This window comes from Marinomonas posidonica IVIA-Po-181, assembly GCF_000214215.1.
GTDB classification, from domain to species: Bacteria; Pseudomonadota; Gammaproteobacteria; order Pseudomonadales; family Marinomonadaceae; genus Marinomonas; species Marinomonas posidonica.
Map to the genome: position 1 here is coordinate 3,825,871 of NC_015559.1, position 21,112 is coordinate 3,846,982.

The following is a 21,112-nucleotide window of genomic DNA, read 5'->3' on the forward strand; positions in this document are numbered from 1 at the left end:
AAGAACATGGCTATTGAATTCAAACCATCACCAAGCCTTCCACCACCAGTGAATTCTGTTGGTGCGGTGGCGTGGGTTCGTCACAATTTATTGTCGTCCCCACTGAACGTATTTTTAACCCTGTTTAGCTTTTATATTTTATATTTGCTGATCCCACCCGTTATCGAATGGGGCATTGTCGGAGCAACCTTTTCGGGTGCATCAAAAGCCGACTGTACTGGTGACGGTGCTTGCTGGGCATTCGTTGGGGTCTATTTTGAACAGTTTATGTATGGACTGTACCCATCAGAAGAAACATGGCGCATTAACTTAACCTTGATTCTATTGGTGATTCTATTAGGTACATACGCTGTTAAAACAGTGAATAAACTATACTTATCCCTAGTGATTTTGGTGGTTTATCCTGTTATTGCTTACTTCCTGTTTTCAGGTGGCGTATTTGGTCTAGAAGTCGTTGAAACGTCTTTGTGGGGTGGCTTGTTCTTAACCACTCTGTTAGGCGTCGTCGGCATTGTGGCTTCCTTTCCTCTTGGGGTTTTGTTGGCGCTTGGTCGTCAATCCAAAATGCCAATAGCAAAGTCGGTTTGTATCGTCTTCATTGAAACGATTCGAGCGGTGCCGCTGATTACCATCCTGTTTATGGCATCCGTAATGATTCCTCTGTTCTTGCCTGAAGGTATGAACTTCAACAAGTTATTACGAGTTCTGATCGGTATTACCTTGTTCTCAGCAGCCTATATGGCCGAAGTTATTCGTGGTGGCTTACAAGCTATCCCGAAAGGTCAATATGAAGCCGCTGATGCGATGGGATTAACTTACTGGCAGTCGATGATCTTGGTCATCTTGCCGCAAGCATTAAAATTAGTCATTCCAGGAATCGTCAACACATTCATTGGTTTATTTAAAGACACCACACTGGTTTACATTGTGGGAATGTTTGATCTACTCGGTCGTATCCAAGCCGCAACTCATGATGCTAACTGGCTCGGAATGACCATTGAAGGATATGCCTTTGCCGGTTTTATTTATTGGGCTGCATGTTTTGGCATGTCTCGCTACAGTATGAGAATCGAGCGTAAATTAGAAACTGGGCACAAGCGAAATTAGTTAAGAATTTGAGGTCTTTATAATGACAAATACCAATATGGCCCGTGCCCAACTAGCGCAGGGCGAAGAAGCAATTATCGAGTTTAATGATGTTAATAAATGGTACGGTGACTTTCACGTACTAAAAAACATCAACTTCAGCATAAAGAAAGGCGAGCGTATCGTTGTTTGTGGGCCTTCTGGTTCAGGCAAGTCCACCATGACACGTTGCATAAACCGCTTGGAAGAACACCAGAAAGGTACGATTCTAGTCGATGGCGTCGAAATGAACGACAACTTGAAGAACATCGAAGCGATCCGTAAGGACGTTGGTATGGTGTTCCAACACTTCAATTTGTTCCCGCATTTGAGCATTCTAGAGAACCTAACCTTGGCACCAATCTGGGTTCGTAAAATGCCGAAGAAACAAGCCGAAGAAATGGCCATGCATTACTTGGAACGTGTGAAAATCGCTAACCAAGCCTTAAAGTATCCAGGCCAGCTTTCTGGTGGTCAGCAACAACGTGTAGCGATTGCACGTGGCTTGTGCATGCAACCACGTATCATGTTGTTTGATGAACCCACTTCAGCACTTGATCCAGAAATGATCAAAGAAGTATTGGACGTTATGGTTCAGTTAGCAGAAGAAGGCATGACCATGGTTTGTGTTACTCACGAAATGGGCTTCGCGAAAACCGTTGCTGACCGAGTGGTATTCATGGACGCGGGTGAAATTGTTGAAGCCAACAAACCAAACGAGTTCTTTGACAATCCACAGCATGATCGTACTCAGATGTTCTTAAGCCAGATTTTGAATCACTGATTCGATATTTGTCTTTAAAATCTGTTATATTTGAAAAGCCCCTGTAATAGGGGCTTTTTTAGTTTATTAATTCTTGTTCTAACAGAGAAAAATATGGAAATATCAGCCGAACAACAGCCCTATAAGCGACTGCGAGTGGTACACCTAGCAGACCATACAGGCCGTTTGCAGGTAATTTTTCCTGAACAACATATGTTAGACATTGCCGCGGTTTCTCGAATTACCAAGCGACGCTTCGAACCCATCACTAACTTCAATAGTGAGGGTGACCCACTGATCAAACCCAATAGTGTGTCGAGCATCATAGAATCCAGCCTATTAGCCGAACCTAAAGTACTGATCCGATTAAAGTCGGACGGCCCGTATCATGACATCAGCTCAGATGAATTGAAAACCATGTTTAGCGGTCCGTTAAATCGCTTCGAAGACATTTCTCTAGACATCGACAAGATCAAACGACCAACCGATAACCATGAAAATGATGAAGAACAAATACTAGAAGCTCTTGGCCGTTTTCAATCGATTCGCCTCAAACAACGTCTTGAAGAAACATTAGAAATTCCGCCGTTACCCGCCTCTTCACATCGTATTATTCGTTTGTCTGCGGATCAAACCGCTGGCACGGATGAATTGTGCGAGGTGATTGCACTGGACCCAAGTTTAGCGGCGCAGGTTATCAGTTGGGCTTCCTCTCCTTATTATGGCGCTCCTGGAACGATTGAGTCAGTCGAAGACGCCATCATTCGAGTGTTGGGGTTTGATATGGTGATGAACCTAGCATTGGGCTTATCTATGGGTAATGCCTTCCACGCACCCGACAATGGCCCAAGACATTATGAAAATTTTTGGCTGGATTCGGTTTCCAATGCCGTATTAATGGAAACCTTAGTAAAAGCCATGCCCAATGAAAAACGTCCTAAACTTGGCCATGCTTATCTTTCCGGACTTTTGCAAAACTTCGGTTATTTGGCCATCAGTAGCATTTTACCACCACATTTCTCAATCTTATCTCGATATTATGAAGCCAATGCTCACTTACCCAGCGAACTGATCGAAATGCAAATCCTACATTTCACCAAAGAGCAGCTAGGTTCTTGGCTATTACGTTATTGGAGCTTACCAGACAACATTTGGACAGCCATTCGCTACAGTAAAAAGCCACACTATTATGGTGAGCATGCTACTTTAGCCAAACTTCTCTATGTTTCTCACCAACTTCGTAATGGCTTGGATATAGATCTCTCGGTATTGGTCGAAGTGGGCTTAGACATAGAACAGGCTGAGGCTTGCCGAGAACAGATGTACCAGTCTTCTCATGAGTTGCATAAAATGGTCTCCCTTATCAATACAATGAATGCCTAACACGTTATGACTCGTCTTAACGCGCTTGTTACCAAGCAATTTGACTACCGTTGGCAACCCGCTCATTGTGTTAGTAAAACCAAAGTACCTAAATATTTATGGCATTGGCTGACCACAGATAAGTCATTAACCAGTAAATTACAGTGCATTGGCCAACTCAGTGTTGAGGTGATTGAGGATAAGTGGGGCACGGCCAGCCTCCGAGAAAGGTGCAAGCTCAAATTAAAGCCAAGAGAAGCAGTACGCGTCCGAACAGTCCTATTAAAGTTGGATGGACAAACCGTCATCTACGCTCGATCCATTATTCCCGCCCGCTCATTACTCGGACACTGGCGTCAAGTACCTCATTTAAAGAACAAACCATTAGGCGGTTACCTTTTCCAGCATCGCACCCTCACCCGCAGCCCGATTGAAATCACGGAATTACCTGCGGCTATGTTCCCAGATCAACCTCATTGTGTTTGGGCAAGACGCTCCGTATTTCATCAATACGGTGCTGGGATCTTGGTAAATGAAGCGATCTTTGACACAATCTCTCATTTCAAATCGCCCTTTGGATTGCTATGAACAAGCTAAAAGATTACGCCGAACTCACCCGCTTTAATCGCCCGATCGGATCATTACTCTTAATGTGGCCTACCTTATGGGCTCTTTGGCTCGCGGCGGATGGTCAGCCGGACTGGTCTCTGTTGGTGATTTTCGTCTTAGGGGTATTTAGCATGCGATCAGCAGGCTGCGTAATCAATGATTATGCGGATCGAAAAGTGGATGGCCATGTTGATCGAACAAAGAACCGCCCGCTTCCCTCTGGTCGAGTATCAGAGAAAGAAGCCCTAGCTCTGTTTGCTGGCTTATCCATGCTCAGCTTCTTTTTGGTGTTATTAACGGACCTGCAAACCATATTACTGTCATTCGTCGGTTTGGGGTTAGCGGCTCTGTACCCATTTATGAAACGCTATACCCATCTGCCTCAACTTTTTCTCGGTCTTGCCTTTTCTTGGGCCATTCCTATGGCTTACAGTGCTCAAGGGGGCAGTTTAAGCGACCCGATTCTATGGATGCTGTTTCTCGCAAATTGCTTCTGGACCATCGCTTATGACACTTACTATGCAATGACAGACCGACCTGACGACTTAAAAGTCGGCATCAAATCTACCGCTATCCTTTTCGGTCAGTCCGACCTCATGGTCATTGTGTGTTTACAAGCTTTAACCTTATCCCTTTTGACATGGATCGGCTTCTTCGCCACACTAGGCTGGCCCTATTTTCTGGCTTTGTCTATTTGTATCTGGTTGTTTTATAAGCAATACCAACAAGCGAAGGACAGAGACAGGCAAGCTTGTTTTCGCTCTTTTCTCGAAAATAACCGCATTGGCTGCTGTGTCTTTATCGGTTTAGTTATCAGCTATTTTGCTTAATATGTGGCAAACTTATGACAGTTTAACTAAATTGTCATAATTGCTCGCTTTAATAAAAACCGTTCCTGAGATGAGGGTAGATCCTGTGACCGGTAAAAAAGTTTTAATTATTGATGATGAATCTTCCATTCGCGAGATGATTGCGATTGCCTTAGAGATGGCTGGCTATGAGTACATGGAAGCCGAAAATATTCAGCAAGCTCACGAAATTATCGTGGACCATCGACCAGATTTGATCTTGGTTGATTGGATGATGCCTGGTGGTAGTGGTATCGAGTTAACTCGCCGCATCAAGAAAGACAGCACGACAGCCGAAATTCCGGTTATCATGCTGACGGCCAAAAGCGAAGAAGACAACAAAATTCAAGGCTTAGAAGTCGGGGCGGATGACTACATCACCAAACCTTTTTCGCCGCGCGAACTCGTTGCTCGTCTCAAAGCGGTATTACGCCGAGCCACACCACAAGGCATAGATGAACCAATCGAAGTGGAAGGCCTCACTCTGGACCCAATTAGCCAACGAGTCACCATTGGTGCCCGTCCGCTAGACATGGGACCAACAGAATATCGTTTACTCAAGTTTTTAATGACTCACCAAGAACGAGCCTATTCAAGAGCACAGCTGTTGGATCAAGTATGGGGAGGCAATGTGTATGTCGAAGAACGTACCGTTGATGTACACATTCGTCGTCTGCGCAAGGCCATTGGCGACACTCATGACTTCTTGATTCAAACCGTGCGAGGCACAGGCTACCGTTTCTCAGCAAAAAGGTCAGTATGAAAACCATTTGGCGGAACACCATCCTTTCTTGGTTAGCAGGTTTTGCTGCCTGTGCCGTGATTGGCTATATTCTTGGTCATTTTTTGGGTGTTCTGCTGCTGTATACCTTAGGGACCTTGTACTGGCAGTTATACCAACTTTATCAATTCCATAACTGGCTACGTCATTCAGGACGTGCCGCTCCACCAGAATCGAGTGGTATCTGGGGAGAAGTCTTTGATGCTGTATACCGCCTGCAAAAGAAGCAGAGAAAATCCAAACGTCGTATGCGACAAGCTTTAACTCGGATTGAAAGCTCCACCAGTGCGCTCAAAGAAGGCGTGATTATGGCGGATAACCAAGGTAACCTCGAATGGTGGAACAACTCAGCGGCTCATTTCTTGGGTTTAATGCGACCTGTTGACCGTGGGCAGGTCATTACTAACATCGTTCGTAGTCCAGAATTCTTCCGCTATTTTACGCAAAAGCGTTTTGGTGAACCTCTGGTCATTAAGTCTCCAGCAAAAGACGGTGTCTATTTAGAAGTTCAAACCACCTTATATGATAAAAACGATCACCTCATCTTCGTTCGTGATGTGACTCGTCTACACCTATTAGAACAGATGCGTAAAGACTTTGTTGCCAATGCCTCCCATGAGCTTAAAACGCCTCTAACGGTGATTAAAGGCTATGTTGAAACCTTAGACATGTTTAAAGACAACCTGCCCAAAAGCATGCAAAAAGGCATAGTAAACATGGCTGAGCAATCTGTCCGGATGGAACAGCTCATCGAAGATTTGTTGCTGTTATCCCGCCTTGAGAGCGATGACAAGCGCGAAGAAAATCAATGGCATCGTGTATCGGACATCGTAGAGTCGATTCTGAAAACCACCACAGCCATCATGACCGACCAACACAAGTTGGCCACTTATATATCAGAAGACGCCAGAATTTATGGCTCTTATAAAGAGTTATACAGTGCTTTTTCCAACTTAATTGTGAATGCCGTCAAGTATTCACCTGACGGCGGTGAAATCAATATTAAGTGGGAATCCAGTGAACTGAATGGCATTTTTTCAGTAAAAGATCAGGGGTTGGGCATTGATCCAAGACACGTCCCTCGACTCACTGAGCGTTTTTTCCGTGTTGATAAAGGACGAGGTTCAAAAACGGGGGGCACTGGCTTAGGACTTGCCATCGTTAAACACGTTCTCTTGCATCACGAAGCCAAGCTACAGATTCGCAGCCTGCCTGGCACTGGCAGTACCTTCTCGTGTCACTTTCCTGCCAGTCGAGTGCGCAAAGACGCCGTCAGTCAATCCACCAGCACCCTCACCGAATAAAAAAAGGCGCAACAACTATGTTGAGCGCCTTCTTTAAAGTGATGCCTTTTATAACAGGACACGGAATCACAAAACGTCAGCTATAGAGAGTCAAACAAGCTCTTGATGAAGGCTTCTTTTTCCGCGTCTTGATCAATTAAACGCAAGCCTACCGTTAAAAACGTCGAATCATGTTTCTTTTCTGTCGTCGCCACAGATTGCACATAATAATTCAGGCGATTTATGGTGTTTTTATGTTCTAAATCCAACACCGCTTGCCCTAACACCTGTGGTACTACGTCATCACTCTTAATCAGCATAGAGGCTTCTTGCTTACTGAATTGAATCACCATGCAACGAAACTGCTTGTTTTCAAAACGCACTAAGGTTGGAATTTTAACGTCCTTAACACTGACTTCCGGTTCACTAGGATTCACTATCTTAGGTGTTTGCGCCGCTTTAGCCGCGCCGCTTCCTCCCCCCATCAAAACATCGATGGAGGCCGCCGCAATTCCCTGTGGCGAACCACTCGCTGCTCTGGGTTTTTGCGCCGTCAGTTTGCCCGCCAACTTGTGTTTCTTGGCCGCACCTAACACCTTATTAACCAGCTGTTCACCCGAAAAAGGTTTACCCAAATAATCCGTGACGCCAGCTTGTACGGCTTCTACCACATGGTCTTTGTCGCCCCGACTGGTAATCATTACAAAGGGGACATCGTCTTTTTGATACTTGGGCTGCTCGCGGCACCATTTTAACAACTCAACGCCTGTCATTTCAGGCATTTCCCAATCGCATAGCACCATATCAAACTGAACTTTGTTCATTAATTGCTGAGCCTTACGGCCATTTACAGCGTCTTCAATCTCAACGGCTGGAAACTGCTTACGTAATGTTCTGCGAATTAAATCTCGTGTGAACGAGGCATCGTCCACGACTAATATTTTAAGCGACATTATTTCATTCCATTATGAGAGTTTAACAACGCAGAGAAATCTCCATTCTCTACCCTAAAGATGGATACCCATAATAAAGTCGCTGCCACTACAGCTATTGGCATCACAAACAAATTAAACAGTGGAATGGTCAAAGACACCATCACTATGCCACCAAACGTCCAACACAATAGTGGCTGAGTCCTAAGGGCCATTCGCATCTCGTAAAACGACACCTTGTTATTATCAAAAGCATAGTCCATATATTGCAGAGCCAGCATCCAAGCGGAAAACAATAACAGCAAAAATGGTGCAATAACATTAACTAATGGGATGAAAGACAGCACCAGAAGAAGTAAGAAACGCGGTACAAAATACAGCACCTTTTGCATTTCCCGTTGCAAACTACGACCAATCACCGCCAAAATCACACTGGCGCTTAAGCTTTCATCAAACACTTTTCCTGTGGTCTTTTCTTCTACTTTTTCCGCTAAAAAAGCCATAAATGGGGCCGCTAATATATTGACTCCTATCGAAAAACTATAGAACAGCAATACCGCGATAATCGCCCCAAAAATTAAGTCTATCAGCCAGCTAATAAAAGACATCCAATCCGGCAAATACCCCATTACCCAATTGAGTATGTCTTGAAAATAACTAAATGCCACCATGTAAATAAGCCCAATCAACAAAAAATTGGCTAATAACGGCGCCAAAATAAACAGCCTTAATTCTTTTGAAGCAATCAATGGCAAGGCCTTCAAAAAAGCACCCGCTGCTTTAAATGGTTGTGTAATCACAATAAATTAAACCCTATCAATCTTTCCTAACAAATCCGTTTGAGAATATCACGAGGCCCTTCACGTCTCCACATTTACTAGACGTATAAGGCAATACGGAATTTCGATTGTGCCCTTTTGTTAATTCATGAACTATGGAAGCTTCAGGGCGAATCTGAATCGTGCAATTCAAGCGCCTCACAATAACAGAGCACATCAAACAGCTCACCAACAAAGGGAACGATATGACTATCTCAAAAACGCTCATCGCCAGTGCCGTATTAACCGCCTCTATTAGCGCATTCCAAGTACAGGCCGCAGACGTACCTGCAGGTGTTGTCTTAGCAGACAAACAAGAATTGGTTCGTGGTGGTGGTTCAGAGCCTGCCACACTTGACCCACAGAAAATTGAAGGCACACCAGGCTCGATTCGTTCAAGAGACCTGTTTGAAGGTCTGTATAACCAAGACGGTGATGGCAATCAAATACCTGGTGTCGCGACAAGTTACGATGTAAACGCGGACAACACACAATACACTTTCCACCTTCGTAAAGACGCAAAATGGTCTAATGGCGACCCTGTTACCGCAGAAGATTTCGTTTACGCTTTCACTCGCGCAGTCGACCCAAAACTGGCTTCACCATACGCTTGGTTCATGGAAATCCCCTCCATTGTGAATGCCTCTAAAATCATTGCCGGTGAAGCGGATCCATCCAGTTTGGGCGTCAAAGCCATTGATGATTATACTTTCCAAGTGACGCTAGAACGCCCTGTGCCATACTTTGTGAAAATGACGTCTCACCAAACTATGTTCCCTGTGCCGAAAAAAGTAGTTGAAAAATGGGGTGATGATTGGATCAAACCAGAACACCTTGTGTCCAACGGTGCGTACAAAATGAACGAGTGGGTTGTCAATGAAAAGATGGTTTTCTCTCGTAACACCAACTATTGGAACGATGAAAAAACCGTTATCGATAAGGTTACTTATTTGCCTATTGAATCACCAAATGCTGAGCTCAAGCGTTTTCAAGCTGGTCAGATGGACCTAAGCTACGAGCTGCCAAACGATCACTTCAAGCAATTGAAGCGTGAGATTCCTGATCAAGTGGTCATCACACCTTATTTGGGTACCTACTACTATCAGTTTAATACCACCAAAGCGCCTTACAACGACGTACGCGTCCGTAAAGCCCTATCTTATGCTATCGACCGTGATGTGATTACCAAATACGTCACAGGCGTTGGTGAAATCCCTGCGTATTCATTCACCCCAGAAGTGGTCAATGACTTTAACCCTGCTACACCGGATTACGCGACTTGGACTCAGAAACAGCGTAATCAAAAAGCGCAAGCCTTGCTAGAAGAAGCAGGCTTCGATAAGAGCAACCCTCTGTCCTTCAAACTACTGTACAACACCAACGAAAACCATAAGAAAATCGCCATTGCGATTGCCTCAATGTGGAAGAAAACCTTAGGGGTGAAAGTCACTTTAGAAAACCAAGAGTGGAAAACCTACCTAGAAACCAAAAAGCATCAGCAGTTTGATGTGGCCCGTGCTGGTTGGATTGGTGATTACAATGAAGCATCAACCATGCTCGACCTTCTAACAACCACTCATGGTAATAACGACGGTAAGTACAGCAATGCAAACTACGACAAACTGCTACACGATGCTCGTACCATGCAAGACCCTGCGCCAAACTACAACAAGGCGGAAGAGATTGCGATCGAGCAAGACATGGCGGTAGCACCCATTTACCAGTACGTGAACAAACGTCTTGTAAAACCTTATGTGGGTGGCTATGCACCTAACCCAGAAGATAACGTATACGCGCGTGATATGTACATCATCAAACATTAAGACACTCGTTTAATTCCGCGTTGTCTGTTGAAACCCATGCCCAACGACACACTGTCGTTGGGCATCTTTTGAACTCTCTACAGGTTCCAAATATTAGCCGTCTGTTGGCGAGTCTAATAATCCGGTAATAACTATGTTTACATTTATCTCAAAGCGCATGTTAGAAGCGATTCCAACCTTATTGGTATTGATCACGATATCCTTCTTCCTGATGCACGCCGCTCCCGGCAGCCCCTTTTCCAGTGAACGCACTCTTCCTCCCGAAGTGTTAGCAAACATCAACGCTAAATACCATTTAGATGAACCCGTCATTAATCAGTATTTCTATTACCTAGGCGGTTTATTGCAAGGGGATTTGGGACCCTCTTTTCGTTATAAAGATTTCACCATTAACGAGTTAATTGCACAAAGCTTTCCCGTCTCCGCAGAAATAGGCATCTGGTCGTTTCTGGTTGCTCTGATACTTGGGGTAGGTTGCGGCATTATCGCCGCCTTAAGACAAAATTCATGGGTAGATTACTCAGTCATGGCGTTTGCCAACCTTGGTATTGTGTTGCCAAATTTTGTTTTGGCTCCACTGTGTATCCTATTTTTCTCTATTTATAACCATTGGTTACCGGCTGGTGGCTGGAATGGTGGGGCATGGCCTTACCTGATCATGCCAGTGATCGCCATGTCCACCAGCTATATCGCACAAATCGCCCGTATTACTCGCGGCAGTATGATTGAAACCATGCATTCGAATTTCATTCGCACAGCACACGCTAAGGGCTTGCCAAAGCATCGCATCATTTTCCAACATGCTCTACGCCCTACCATGCTGCCAGTTATCTCCTACCTGGGCCCTGCTTTCGTCGGTATTGTCACCGGCTCGGTGATTGTGGATGTGTACTTTGGCACCGGCGGTATCGGCCAACATTTCATTAATGGCGCACTAAATCGCGATTACTCCATGGTCATGGGCGTCACCATTTTAGTGGGCACATTGACCATATTGTTCAATGCGGTTGTTGATATTTTATACGCTGTTATTGACCCTAAAATTCGTTATTAAGGCCAACCGAATATGATAACTACACAAGATAAAATCCAGGCCGTTGAACAGTTCGCCGAACAAGTCACGGAAATTGAAGGTCGAAGCTTATGGCAAGACGCACGTCGACGCTTTTTTTCTAACCATGCGGCAGTCACTAGCTTAATCTTATTGACCCTCATTACCGCCGTGGCATTACTTGGCCCGTTATTCAGTCAATGGAATTACGATGATATTGACTGGGAAGCCTTATCCGACATCTCAGTGCTTGGCCGTCCGAACATTGAAAACGGCCATTACTTTGGCACAGATACCTTAGGCCGTGACATTTTTGTTCGAACCTTACAAGGTGGGCAAATTTCCTTACTCGTCGGCATCATGGGCAGTGCGGTAGCCATTGTCATTGGCACACTTTATGGTGCAGCATCAGGCTACATAGGCGGTCGTGTTGATAGCGTCATGATGCGTTTTTTAGAAATCCTTAACTCCTTTCCCTTTATGTTTTTCGTCATCATCTTGATGACCCTGTTTGGTCGACACATTTTCCTCATCTTCATTGCCATTGGCGCAATTTCATGGCTCGACATGGCAAGGATTGTACGCGGACAAACCCTGAGTCTGAAAAACAAAGAATACATTGAAGCGGCTTATGCCTGCGGAGTCTCAACACCTAAAATCATTTTGCGACACATAGTGCCAAATGTATTGGGCATAGTCGTGGTTTACGCCACCCTGTTGGTGCCGAATATGATTTTGCTTGAATCCTTTATCAGCTTCCTTGGTTTGGGTGTACAGGAACCCATGACCAGTTGGGGTGCCCTAATCTCAGAAGGCGCTCAGAACATGGAAATTGCAGTTTGGCAGTTGGCTTGGCCATTAGCCTTTCTTGTCGTGACATTGTTTTGCTTTAACTTCCTCGGCGACGGCTTACGAGACGCGCTTGATCCTAAAGACCGCTAAGGAGGCAATATGAATTTATTAGAAGTCGATAATTTACAAGTAAACTTTAAAACACCCGATGGCTTTGTCACGGCAGTCAATAATTTAAACTTCAATCTGGCTCAAGGGGAAACCTTAGGGATCGTTGGTGAATCTGGATCAGGCAAAAGCCAAACCGCTTTTGCTTTAATGGGGCTACTGGCCAAAAATGGGGTCATTGAAGGCCAGGCACGCTTTGAGGGACAAAACATTTTGTCCCTCAGCGATCAGCAAATGAATCGGATTCGATCAAAGGAAATCGCCATGATTTTCCAAGATCCGATGACGTCTCTCAACCCCTACATGAAAGTCGGCAAACAGCTGATGGAAGTCTTGATGCTCCACAAGGGGATGTCTAAGGCAGAAGCGTTTGAAGCCTCCGTTCAAATGCTCGATGCGGTGAAAATGCCAGAAGCTCGAAAACGTATGAACATGTACCCTCATGAGTTCTCAGGGGGCATGCGCCAGCGAGTCATGATTGCCATGGCCTTGCTCTGCCAACCGAAATTACTGATTGCCGATGAACCCACAACGGCGTTGGACGTGACGGTACAAGCACAAATTTTAACCCTATTAAACGAGCTGAAAAAGGACTTCAACACCGCCATCGTCATGATCACCCATGATCTAGGCGTGGTTGCTGGGCTGTGTGATAAGGTGTTGGTCATGTACGCCGGTCAAACGATGGAATATGGCTCAACGGAAGATGTTTTCTATCAACCGACTCACCCTTATACCAAAGGCTTATTACAAGCCATCCCAAGATTGGATACCGAAGGTGAAATACTGACGACCATTCCTGGTAACCCTCCCAACCTTCTGAACTTACCTTCTGGCTGCCCGTTCCATTCTCGCTGTGAATTTGCAGAAGAGCGTTGTATTAAAGAGGCTCCCACATTGGAAGAGTATCAAGTCGGAAAATTAAGAGCCTGTCATAAATCAGTCGATTGGGGAATGGCATCATGAGCTTACAAACGAACAAAACACCCTTAATGGAAGTCAGCGATTTAAAAGTCCATTTTGCCATTAAATCGGATAATGCTTGGCCTTGGAGCAAAGCCAAGGCCCTAAAAGCCGTTGATGGTGTCAATTTATCCATTTTTGAAGGGGAAACCCTTGGCGTCGTTGGCGAGTCGGGGTGCGGTAAATCCACCCTAGCAAGAGCGTTATTACGCCTTGTTCCAATTACACAGGGCAATGTAGTGTGGCTAGGTCAGGACCTCACGGAACTGGATAAAAAGCAAATGCGTAATAAACGCCAAGAGCTACAGATGATCTTTCAAGACCCTCTGGCATCGCTGGATCCTCGTATGACCGTTGGGGATATCATTGCAGAACCTTTGCATACCTTTCAACCACATCTATCAAAACAACAGGTGAAGGATCAAGTTCGTCAAATGATGGCCCGTGTTGGCTTACTCCCGAACGTCATTAATCGTTATCCCCATGAATTTTCTGGTGGCCAGTGTCAGCGTATCGGCATTGCTCGAGCGCTCATTCTAAAACCCAAATTGGTGGTCTGTGACGAACCCGTTTCGGCACTGGATGTATCCATTCAAGCGCAAGTGGTTAACCTATTAAAAGAACTGCAAAAAGAGATGGGCCTGTCACTGGTGTTTATTGCCCATGATTTGAGTGTGGTGAAACACATTTCAGATCGAGTCTTGGTGATGTACCTCGGCAATGCCGTTGAGCTGGCAGACAAAAAGTCTTTATACGATAACCCTCAACACCCTTATACCAAGGCGTTGTTATCTGCTGTGCCAGTGCCAGATCCAAAACTAGAACGTAGTAAAAACATCCAACTGCTGACAGGAGATTTGCCCTCCCCCATCAGTCCACCATCAGGCTGTGTCTTCCGCACCCGTTGCCCTCATGCCAATGAACAATGTTCGGAACACAAACCACAGTTGCACTTCATTGCGGATGGCAGCCAACATCAAGCCGCCTGCTCTAGGCTGTTGGAATTAGCTTAAAAACTGTTCAATACTGGTTACCATGGAAGGTGGCCAAGTTCCTCCAACCCTCAAAAACCATGACTCGAACTGGCTTTTAAATGGCATTCTTGATAAGTTGATCATTGTGTTAATCATTTTCACTTAATGTCACTTTTCACCTGTTCGTAAGAGGCCAAACATGAACTCAGTCATCTCCACACTTCTGATTTTCGTTGGCCTTACCTCCTTACCAAGCTTAGCTTTAGAACAACCTAGTCAGAGAGTCATATTAACGGTCGAGGGCAATCTGGAAAACGCCAATACCAAACAAGCGGCCAACTTCGATCTGTCCATGTTAGAAGCCTTACCACAATACTCTGTCACCACGAAAAATCCTTGGACAAAAGGCGTTCATTCTTACCGAGGTTTTTCAGCAGTCGACTTGATGGAAAAACTCAAGGCAAAAGGGACAATACTAGAAGTCACCGCGCTTAATAAATACATAACCAAAGTCCCTGTTGACGACTTCCAAACCAACGGTGCCATCTTCGCTACCCATCGTGACGGGGAACCTATGAGTGTGCGTAATCTTGGCCCCATCATGGTCATTTACCCATTTGATCAAAATCCAGATTTAAAGTCCGAAGTTTACTATGGTCGCTCCATTTGGCAGATCAGACACATCAAAATCGCTCCATTAGCTGAGTAAGGAAGCTTACAATGTTAAAGGGACATGGTTGGTTATCACAATTCAAACAAAGGATGATGTACGGTTTTATCATTCTGATCATTATCATTACCATCGCGCTCTTCGGCATCATTACTTACACCAGCGACAGCGCCAAAGAAAATAGCCGACGAGTATTTGAAAGTGCGCTCTGGAACACCTTACAATTACAAGTACAGACCTACCGCCTGCTTAATTATCTGGTTCTTTTGAAAGCGCCAGACTTACCACTCAATGGCCAAGCTTATTTCGAATACGATTTGCTCATGAGCCGCATCGACTTACTCAGAGATGGGGAAGTTGGTACCCTAGTTAGGGAGTTTGAAGGCGGGCGAACCACGCGGCTATTAAACATCATGAACGGTGAACTGGAACTGCTTAGCTTTCATATCAGCAAGTTGGAAGAAGATGACTTAAGTTACTTACCCAGCCTCATTGACCGCATACAAAAACTGGACCCTCAATTAAATGAGTTTGTTGGCTTGGTGAATAACGGCAGTAATGCCTTCATCAATAGGCAGCATCAGATCCAACAGACCAAGCTTCATTACATTCAGCTGTTATCCATTGCCTTATTGGCCTGCTTACTCTGCTTGTGCTTTTTTATGGCGAAAAGCTTTTCACAATTGAGGTTTGCTCACGCACGCAACAAACAACTCAAAGCTGACATGCAAAATTCACGCAGTGACAAAGCGGATTTATTAGGCTTTATTAACCAGCAAGTCCGTCCTCCTATCAATGCCATATTGGGCACTGCAAAAACACTCAATCAGTCATCTCATAGTGTTCCTGAACCTTTAACCAAACACATTGAAGAATCCGGTCAGCAATTATTACATACCATCGAAATGCTCTCTGACTTGTCTCTCTTAGAAGCGCAAAAGCTCAGCCTCCAACCCTCAACGAATGAGTTGAAAACACAAATGGAAGTCTTTCTTGAGTTAACAGAAGCACAAATGTCCCGAAAAAACCTAGCCTGTGCCTTATACATTGATTCAGCATTACCTGACTCTGTGCACCTAGATTTTGGCCGCTTCAAAGAGATTGTCTTAGCCTTGTTACAAAATGCGATTGCTCATTGCCCTGCAGGCAGCATCAGTATTCAATTGCGACCTTCGGCCTTAGCAGCACCAACCGTCCTGCTGCCAGACGGTACCTACGAAACACGCGTTATGCAGTTGGCTATACGAGACACCGGCTTAGGAATGCCTCTCAACCTTCAGCAAAGTCTGCGAGTTAACCCCAATTTACCAAACCAAGCAGACAGTCCAGATGCCAATACAGTCGGTTTAAATCTGGCCTTATGCCACCAGCTCATCTATTTGATGAAAGGCGAAATGCACTTTTCCTGTGTCGAGAATGAAGGCTGTGAATTCTGGGTCGATTTGCCTTTTTATGTGCCGGCAGAGCAAGAGCATCCAACGGACATTGTGCCAATCACAAAAACGTCTCAACCTCAAAAAACAGCACTGATTCTTGAACAAGACATGAACCTAGCCAAAATCATTGAGTTACAGCTAACCAGCTTTAACATCAAGGTTAGCCTAGTCCAAGAGGAAGATGGACACAGTCCATTGGATCAATTCGACCTCATCCTATTGGGACAATTTTCAGGTTTCGACAGTCATTTAGAAGAACGTCTACTAGACTGCTTAAAGGCTGGTACAACTCTGTGGAGTTATCAAACGGCAGAGTTTAAAAATTCCTCTCTAGACTGTAAAGCACTCACATTTCCTCTGACACAAAGGAAGCTATTACCTCTGATTGAGGCTTTATTTTTAGGTCAAACAAAACAGAAGGACAACAAATGATAGACAAGGCCTACTTGGACTCCCTGACAGAGTTGCTGGGGAAAAGTACCGTCGATCAGATTCGTCTAGAATATGTGCAAGACAGTACCAATAAGTTAAATCAATTAATGAGTGCGTGGGGAAATCGAGATTTCGAAGAACTACAACAACTCAGCCACTCCCTGAAATCGGCCAGTCTAAACATGGCCGCCAAGCAATTTGCCCAGCAATGTGAAATCATTGAGAAATCCGCTAAGAAAGAAGACGAAACGCCTATCCAAACGGTTATTGAAAGCCTGTCAGACCTCCATAGAGAGACCTTAATGGCTCTGTCTGGTTATTTTTCGATGCTCAAATAGCATCGACTACGACATTCACTAACGGCTGATTCACTGACGACTAACTATATGGACCACTGAATTTTAGTTGCCTGTAAAAAAGTCGCCAGCAGTGTTTGAATGCCAATCTGATCGACTTCAGAAAAACGATTCACCTTAGGGCTGTCAATATCAAACACCCCTAGCAGAGCATCACCGACAATCAGAGGCACGACCAGTTCAGACGCTGACGCGACATCACAGGCAATGTGACCTTCAAATTCATGTACATTGGCAATTCGTTGGGTTGTAGCTGTCATCGCGGCTTTACCACACACACCTCGCCCAAAAGGAATGCGTGTACAAGCCACTTTGCCAACATACGGACCAAGAACTAATTCGTTTTTACGCGCAAAATAAAAGCCCGCCCAATTCAAGTCGTCAAGCGTTTGCATAATAAACGCCGAAAACTGTGCAGAATTGCATATGAAATCTGTCTCACCAGCCAATAAAGCGGCTAACTGCTCATTAAGGCTTTGATAATAACATTCTGAGGATTCAGAGAAGGGAGTATCTGGGGTAAACATCTGCGCCCAACCAATCAAAAAGAAAAGCAGATGGTAGCAAATGCCGCCGCAGAGCTAAATGTTCTAGAAGAGATAAACTCTGGTCCCCGTGACAGGGAACCAGAGTCACGCAGACTTAAGCGTCTTTTACTTCACCCGCCAAGTCATTCACATTGACGTGACGAACATCGACTCCTTTCACCATAAAGATCAAATGCTGACAGGTATGACGGGCATGGTCGCCAATGCGCTCAAGAGAGCGAAGCACCCAAATAACATTGATCACACGAGAAATACTGCGCGGATCTTCCATCATATAAGTTACCAAAGAACGCAACGCCGTGTTGTATTCTTGGTCAACCGCACGGTCTTGTTTGGCCACCTTAATGGCCGTATCGATATCAAGACGCGCATACGCATCCAATGCATCGTGAATCATTCGCGACACCATTTGACCAATACGATTAATCTCCACGTAACCTCGTGGTGACTCGCCTTCGTTGATCAAATTTAGGGTCAAATTGGCAATTTTCTTCGCTTCATCACCCATACGCTCCAATTCACTAACGGCCTTACTGATCGATAAAATCATGCGTAAGTCCGATGCCGCAGGTTGACGCTTAGCCAATATGCGTGTGCACTCTTCATCAATCAATCCATCCAACTGATTCACGGTTGCATCTTTGTCTTTAACGTCTTCCGCCAGCGAGCCATTGGAGTCCAACAAGGCTTGAATCGAATCTTGAACCTGATTTTCTACCACACCACCCATAGTCAAAAAATGCTGGCGAAGCTGTTCAAGTTCATTATTAAACTGCTGAGAAATATGATCTGTAGTTAATTCTTGCATGATAAATCCTCCACCTAGCCGTAGCGTCCTGTGATGTAATCTTCCGTTTGTTGCTTACTTGGGTTAGTAAACAGCGTATTGGTATCACCAAACTCAATCAAATCGCCCAAGTACATAAATGCAGTGTAATCCGATACACGCGCCGCTTGTTGCATGTTGTGCGTTACGATGGCGATGGTGAAGTCATTTTTCAATTCATGAATCAACTCTTCTATCTTCAAGGTTGAGATAGGGTCCAAAGCCGAGGCAGGCTCATCCAACAAGAGTACTTCAGGTTTCACAGCGACAGTACGGGCAATCACCAAACGTTGCTGCTGACCACCAGACATGCCCAATGCACTTTCGTGCAAACGATCTTTTACTTCGTCCCACAGCGCCGCTGAGCGCAATGCCCATTCAACCGTTTCATCCAATACACGCTTTTTGTTAATGCCTTGAATACGAAGACCATATGCCACATTCTCATAAATGCTTTTTGGGAATGGGTTTGGCTTTTGGAATACCATACCAACACGACGGCGCAATTCCGCGACATCCGTACCTTTCGCATAAATATTTTGATCGTGTAGATTAATCTCACCAGTAATACGGCAGCTGTCTACTAGATCATTCATGCGGTTGAAACAACGCAACAAGGTGGATTTACCACACCCTGAAGGTCCGATGAAAGCGGTCACTTTCTTCTCAGGGATGATCATATCAATCCCTTTTAAAGCTTCTTTTTCACCGTAGAAAAGGTGCAAGTCATTCACCGAAAGACAAACTGATTCATCTTCAATACGCAAAGCCTGTTGGCTGCGTTGCATCGCTGAAATATCAATTGAGTGTGTTTTTACGTCGCTCATAATAATCTCTTCTCCGCCGCTTACATTTCCAGCGATTTGTATTTTTCACGTAGGTGGTTACGAATAGTTACTGCTGCTAAGTTCAACAGTGCAATCACCACTACCAACAATAGGGCCGTTGCGTACACTAATGGACGTGCCGCTTCCACGTTCGGGCTTTGGAAACCCACATCATAAATGTGGAAACCAAGGTGCATAAATTTCTGATCCAAATGGATGTATGGGTAATTACCGTCTAAAGGTAATGACGGTGCCAGTTTCACCACACCAACCAACATCAATGGTGCCACTTCACCCGCTGCACGAGCCACGGCCAAGATTACCCCAGTCATAATCGCTGGGCTGGCCATTGGCAAAATAACACGCCATAAGGTTTCGGCTTTCGTCGCGCCTAAAGCCAAACTGCCTTCACGCACATTACGTGGAATACGTGACAAACCTTCTTCTGTTGCCACAATGACCACAGGTACCGTTAACAGCGCCAACGTAATGGATGCCCACATCAGGCCACCCGTGCCAAAGGTTGGCGAAGGCAAGGCTTCAGGGAAAAAGGCTTGGTCAATGCCAGACCCTAGGAAGTAGATAAAGAAGCCCAGACCGAAAACACCATATACAATCGATGGTACACCCGCCAAATTGTTTACCGCGATTCGAATAATACGAGTCAGCACACCTTGCTTTGCATATTCTCGCAAGTAAACCGCCGCGACAACACCAAATGGTGTCACTAATACTGTCATCAACAATACCATCATCACCGTACCGAAGATCGCGGGGAAAACGCCCCCTTCGGTATTGGCTTCACGTGGCTCCGCCGACAAGAACTCACCTAGCTTAGCAAAGTAAAATGCCATCTTCTGACCGAAGTTCATTGCATTCGCACGGTAAGCTCGAACAATTTTCGCAACGGGAAGCTCATGAACCGTTCCGTCCATTGCTTGGACCACAAAGCTGTCACGATTAATTTTCGCGTACAGATCAATCAAGCTTTGTTGCAGCTGCTTGTACTCTTCGTCATATTGGCTTCGCTCGGCGGCCAAGTCTGCCACAGCGGCAGGTGTAAGCTCACCGTTCAATTCCAAACGACGCTGCTCTAAACGAATACGCTCTAGGCCGTAGTTAATCTTACCTATGTCGCCTTTTTCGATTTCATGAATCTCATCGAAAATCTCTGTCGCACGATCAATACTGCTTTCAAATGCGGCCCAAGTTGCTAACGCGGACTCAGTGGGTGTCATATCATTGGTTTCAGACACCACCTGGCCATCTTGTTTCACTGACTTCAAATAGCCGTACAAGTTACCCCATTCATGACGCTCAGCCGTGAACAACATCTCTGGGCGCGTTACCTCGGTTAGGTACTCATCGATCACCCAACGGAAGTCAGACCCATAAATGTCACGGTTACCTGTTTTCATCAAGGTACGTTGCATGAGTTTATGATGATCGGGAATATCAATGCCCGCTTCACGCAATTGAGCGGCAGGCACCTCAACGCTTTCAACACGTTCTGCGACTATGTTGTAAGCTTGGTTGCCCGGCAACTCATAATGCGCTTCCACCACATCGGCAGGCCAGAAGTGGCCAAGGCCACGCACCGCAATCAATAACAACAAGCCAATCACCATAATAACGGAAATGGCTACTGCGCCCGCATTAAGCCAAACCCAAGGATCTCCGGATTTAACCCATTCAGATACGGACTTTTTCTTCATTTTCATATCA

21 protein-coding genes are annotated in these 21,112 nt (G+C 45.1%); 15 read left to right on the forward strand and 6 right to left on the reverse strand.

Annotated features, from left to right (window positions below):
- Positions 1 to 6: 6 nt before the first annotated feature.
- The 7 genes from MAR181_RS17660 to phoR all read left to right on the forward strand — a co-directional run bounded on the left by MAR181_RS17660 (position 7) and on the right by phoR (position 6,792).
- On the forward strand, positions 7 to 1,107 hold the full coding sequence (locus MAR181_RS17660) for an amino acid ABC transporter permease (protein WP_013797958.1): 1,101 nt from the start codon (positions 7 to 9) through the stop codon (positions 1,105 to 1,107).
- 22 nt (positions 1,108 to 1,129) lie between these two features.
- Positions 1,130 to 1,909 (forward strand): amino acid ABC transporter ATP-binding protein, encoded by a 780-nt coding sequence (locus MAR181_RS17665; RefSeq protein ID WP_013797959.1) that lies wholly within the window; start codon positions 1,130 to 1,132, stop codon positions 1,907 to 1,909.
- Positions 1,910 to 2,002: 93 nt separating this feature from the next.
- The gene (locus tag MAR181_RS17670; protein WP_013797960.1) at positions 2,003 to 3,271 is read left to right on the forward strand and encodes an HDOD domain-containing protein; all 1,269 of its coding nucleotides are present in this window, start codon (positions 2,003 to 2,005) and stop codon (positions 3,269 to 3,271) included.
- Positions 3,272 to 3,277: 6 nt separating this feature from the next.
- Positions 3,278 to 3,838, forward strand: coding sequence for a chorismate--pyruvate lyase family protein (locus tag MAR181_RS17675; RefSeq protein ID WP_013797961.1), 561 nt, complete (start codon positions 3,278 to 3,280; stop codon positions 3,836 to 3,838).
- Positions 3,835 to 4,689 (forward strand): 4-hydroxybenzoate octaprenyltransferase, encoded by an 855-nt coding sequence (gene ubiA, locus MAR181_RS17680; RefSeq protein WP_013797962.1) that lies wholly within the window; start codon positions 3,835 to 3,837, stop codon positions 4,687 to 4,689. Before MAR181_RS17675 ends, ubiA begins: the two co-directional genes overlap by 4 nt.
- A gap of 85 nt (positions 4,690 to 4,774) precedes the next feature.
- Positions 4,775 to 5,470: a phosphate regulon transcriptional regulator PhoB gene (gene phoB, locus MAR181_RS17685; protein ID WP_013797963.1), complete on the forward strand. Its 696-nt coding sequence runs from the start codon at positions 4,775 to 4,777 to the stop codon at positions 5,468 to 5,470.
- Complete coding sequence (gene phoR, locus MAR181_RS17690) at positions 5,467 to 6,792, forward strand: phosphate regulon sensor histidine kinase PhoR (protein ID WP_013797964.1); 1,326 nt, start codon at positions 5,467 to 5,469, stop codon at positions 6,790 to 6,792. The genes phoB and phoR overlap by 4 nt, the downstream gene beginning before the upstream one ends.
- Positions 6,793 to 6,872: 80 nt before the next feature.
- On the opposite strand, the gene MAR181_RS17695 is transcribed toward phoR, so the two are convergent.
- On the reverse strand, positions 6,873 to 7,724 hold the full coding sequence (locus MAR181_RS17695) for a response regulator (RefSeq protein ID WP_013797965.1): 852 nt from the start codon (positions 7,722 to 7,724) through the stop codon (positions 6,873 to 6,875).
- Positions 7,724 to 8,503, reverse strand: a complete 780-nt coding sequence (gene cysZ, locus MAR181_RS17700; RefSeq protein WP_013797966.1) for a sulfate transporter CysZ — start codon at positions 8,501 to 8,503, stop codon at positions 7,724 to 7,726. The genes MAR181_RS17695 and cysZ overlap by 1 nt, the downstream gene beginning before the upstream one ends.
- A 224-nt stretch (positions 8,504 to 8,727) precedes the next feature.
- On the opposite strand from cysZ, the gene MAR181_RS17705 reads away from it, so the two are divergent.
- The 8 genes from MAR181_RS17705 to MAR181_RS17740 all read left to right on the forward strand — a co-directional run bounded on the left by MAR181_RS17705 (position 8,728) and on the right by MAR181_RS17740 (position 17,168).
- The gene (locus MAR181_RS17705) at positions 8,728 to 10,344 is read left to right on the forward strand and encodes an ABC transporter substrate-binding protein (protein ID WP_013797967.1); all 1,617 of its coding nucleotides are present in this window, start codon (positions 8,728 to 8,730) and stop codon (positions 10,342 to 10,344) included.
- A gap of 133 nt (positions 10,345 to 10,477) precedes the next feature.
- Complete coding sequence (oppB, locus tag MAR181_RS17710) at positions 10,478 to 11,398, forward strand: oligopeptide ABC transporter permease OppB (RefSeq protein WP_013797968.1); 921 nt, start codon at positions 10,478 to 10,480, stop codon at positions 11,396 to 11,398.
- Between the two features lie 12 nt (positions 11,399 to 11,410).
- A complete protein-coding gene (oppC, locus tag MAR181_RS17715) occupies positions 11,411 to 12,337 on the forward strand; it encodes an oligopeptide ABC transporter permease OppC (RefSeq protein WP_013797969.1) in 927 nt (308 codons plus the stop codon).
- Positions 12,338 to 12,346: 9 nt separating this feature from the next.
- The gene (gene oppD, locus MAR181_RS17720) at positions 12,347 to 13,321 is read left to right on the forward strand and encodes an oligopeptide ABC transporter ATP-binding protein OppD (protein WP_013797970.1); all 975 of its coding nucleotides are present in this window, start codon (positions 12,347 to 12,349) and stop codon (positions 13,319 to 13,321) included.
- The gene (gene oppF / locus MAR181_RS17725) at positions 13,318 to 14,331 is read left to right on the forward strand and encodes a murein tripeptide/oligopeptide ABC transporter ATP binding protein OppF (RefSeq protein ID WP_013797971.1); all 1,014 of its coding nucleotides are present in this window, start codon (positions 13,318 to 13,320) and stop codon (positions 14,329 to 14,331) included. Before oppD ends, oppF begins: the two co-directional genes overlap by 4 nt.
- A gap of 160 nt (positions 14,332 to 14,491) precedes the next feature.
- Positions 14,492 to 15,001 carry a putative pterin-binding protein gene (locus tag MAR181_RS17730; protein ID WP_013797972.1) on the forward strand — a complete coding sequence of 170 codons (510 nt, stop codon included), beginning with the start codon at positions 14,492 to 14,494 and terminating at the stop codon, positions 14,999 to 15,001.
- 11 nt (positions 15,002 to 15,012) lie between these two features.
- Entirely contained in the window at positions 15,013 to 16,830 is a 1,818-nt protein-coding gene (locus tag MAR181_RS17735; protein ID WP_013797973.1) for a sensor histidine kinase, read from the forward strand.
- Positions 16,827 to 17,168 (forward strand): Hpt domain-containing protein, encoded by a 342-nt coding sequence (locus tag MAR181_RS17740; RefSeq protein WP_013797974.1) that lies wholly within the window; start codon positions 16,827 to 16,829, stop codon positions 17,166 to 17,168. Before MAR181_RS17735 ends, MAR181_RS17740 begins: the two co-directional genes overlap by 4 nt.
- A 44-nt stretch (positions 17,169 to 17,212) precedes the next feature.
- Here the strand turns inward: MAR181_RS17740 and MAR181_RS17745 are convergent, their stop codons facing one another.
- The 4 genes from MAR181_RS17745 to pstA all read right to left on the reverse strand — a co-directional run bounded on the left by MAR181_RS17745 (position 17,213) and on the right by pstA (position 21,108).
- Entirely contained in the window at positions 17,213 to 17,713 is a 501-nt protein-coding gene (locus MAR181_RS17745; protein WP_013797975.1) for a GAF domain-containing protein, read from the reverse strand.
- A gap of 115 nt (positions 17,714 to 17,828) precedes the next feature.
- On the reverse strand, positions 17,829 to 18,542 hold the full coding sequence (gene phoU / locus MAR181_RS17750; RefSeq protein WP_013797976.1) for a phosphate signaling complex protein PhoU: 714 nt from the start codon (positions 18,540 to 18,542) through the stop codon (positions 17,829 to 17,831).
- A gap of 14 nt (positions 18,543 to 18,556) precedes the next feature.
- On the reverse strand, positions 18,557 to 19,387 hold the full coding sequence (gene pstB / locus MAR181_RS17755) for a phosphate ABC transporter ATP-binding protein PstB (protein WP_013797977.1): 831 nt from the start codon (positions 19,385 to 19,387) through the stop codon (positions 18,557 to 18,559).
- A gap of 20 nt (positions 19,388 to 19,407) precedes the next feature.
- A complete protein-coding gene (gene pstA / locus MAR181_RS17760) occupies positions 19,408 to 21,108 on the reverse strand; it encodes a phosphate ABC transporter permease PstA (RefSeq protein WP_013797978.1) in 1,701 nt (566 codons plus the stop codon).
- Positions 21,109 to 21,112 lie beyond the last annotated feature (4 nt).

What these genes read in the sequence shown, in the direction of transcription:
- MAR181_RS17745 (WP_013797975.1), bottom strand. Translation starts at nt 17,713, where the DNA reads ATGTTTACCCCAGATACTCCCTTCTCTGAATCCTCAGAATGTTATTAT.
- oppD (WP_013797970.1), top strand. Translation starts at nt 12,347, where the DNA reads ATGAATTTATTAGAAGTCGATAATTTACAAGTAAACTTTAAAACACCC.
- pstB (WP_013797977.1), bottom strand. Translation starts at nt 19,387, where the DNA reads ATGAGCGACGTAAAAACACACTCAATTGATATTTCAGCGATGCAACGC.
- MAR181_RS17705 (WP_013797967.1), top strand. Translation starts at nt 8,728, where the DNA reads ATGACTATCTCAAAAACGCTCATCGCCAGTGCCGTATTAACCGCCTCT.
- phoU (WP_013797976.1), bottom strand. Translation starts at nt 18,542, where the DNA reads ATGCAAGAATTAACTACAGATCATATTTCTCAGCAGTTTAATAATGAA.
- pstA (WP_013797978.1), bottom strand. Translation starts at nt 21,108, where the DNA reads ATGAAAATGAAGAAAAAGTCCGTATCTGAATGGGTTAAATCCGGAGAT.
- MAR181_RS17665 (WP_013797959.1), top strand. Translation starts at nt 1,130, where the DNA reads ATGACAAATACCAATATGGCCCGTGCCCAACTAGCGCAGGGCGAAGAA.
- ubiA (WP_013797962.1), top strand. Translation starts at nt 3,835, where the DNA reads ATGAACAAGCTAAAAGATTACGCCGAACTCACCCGCTTTAATCGCCCG.
- oppF (WP_013797971.1), top strand. Translation starts at nt 13,318, where the DNA reads ATGAGCTTACAAACGAACAAAACACCCTTAATGGAAGTCAGCGATTTA.
- MAR181_RS17670 (WP_013797960.1), top strand. Translation starts at nt 2,003, where the DNA reads ATGGAAATATCAGCCGAACAACAGCCCTATAAGCGACTGCGAGTGGTA.
- oppB (WP_013797968.1), top strand. Translation starts at nt 10,478, where the DNA reads ATGTTTACATTTATCTCAAAGCGCATGTTAGAAGCGATTCCAACCTTA.
- MAR181_RS17735 (WP_013797973.1), top strand. Translation starts at nt 15,013, where the DNA reads ATGTTAAAGGGACATGGTTGGTTATCACAATTCAAACAAAGGATGATG.
- MAR181_RS17660 (WP_013797958.1), top strand. Translation starts at nt 7, where the DNA reads ATGGCTATTGAATTCAAACCATCACCAAGCCTTCCACCACCAGTGAAT.
- phoR (WP_013797964.1), top strand. Translation starts at nt 5,467, where the DNA reads ATGAAAACCATTTGGCGGAACACCATCCTTTCTTGGTTAGCAGGTTTT.
- MAR181_RS17740 (WP_013797974.1), top strand. Translation starts at nt 16,827, where the DNA reads ATGATAGACAAGGCCTACTTGGACTCCCTGACAGAGTTGCTGGGGAAA.
- MAR181_RS17675 (WP_013797961.1), top strand. Translation starts at nt 3,278, where the DNA reads ATGACTCGTCTTAACGCGCTTGTTACCAAGCAATTTGACTACCGTTGG.
- MAR181_RS17730 (WP_013797972.1), top strand. Translation starts at nt 14,492, where the DNA reads ATGAACTCAGTCATCTCCACACTTCTGATTTTCGTTGGCCTTACCTCC.
- MAR181_RS17695 (WP_013797965.1), bottom strand. Translation starts at nt 7,724, where the DNA reads ATGTCGCTTAAAATATTAGTCGTGGACGATGCCTCGTTCACACGAGAT.
- oppC (WP_013797969.1), top strand. Translation starts at nt 11,411, where the DNA reads ATGATAACTACACAAGATAAAATCCAGGCCGTTGAACAGTTCGCCGAA.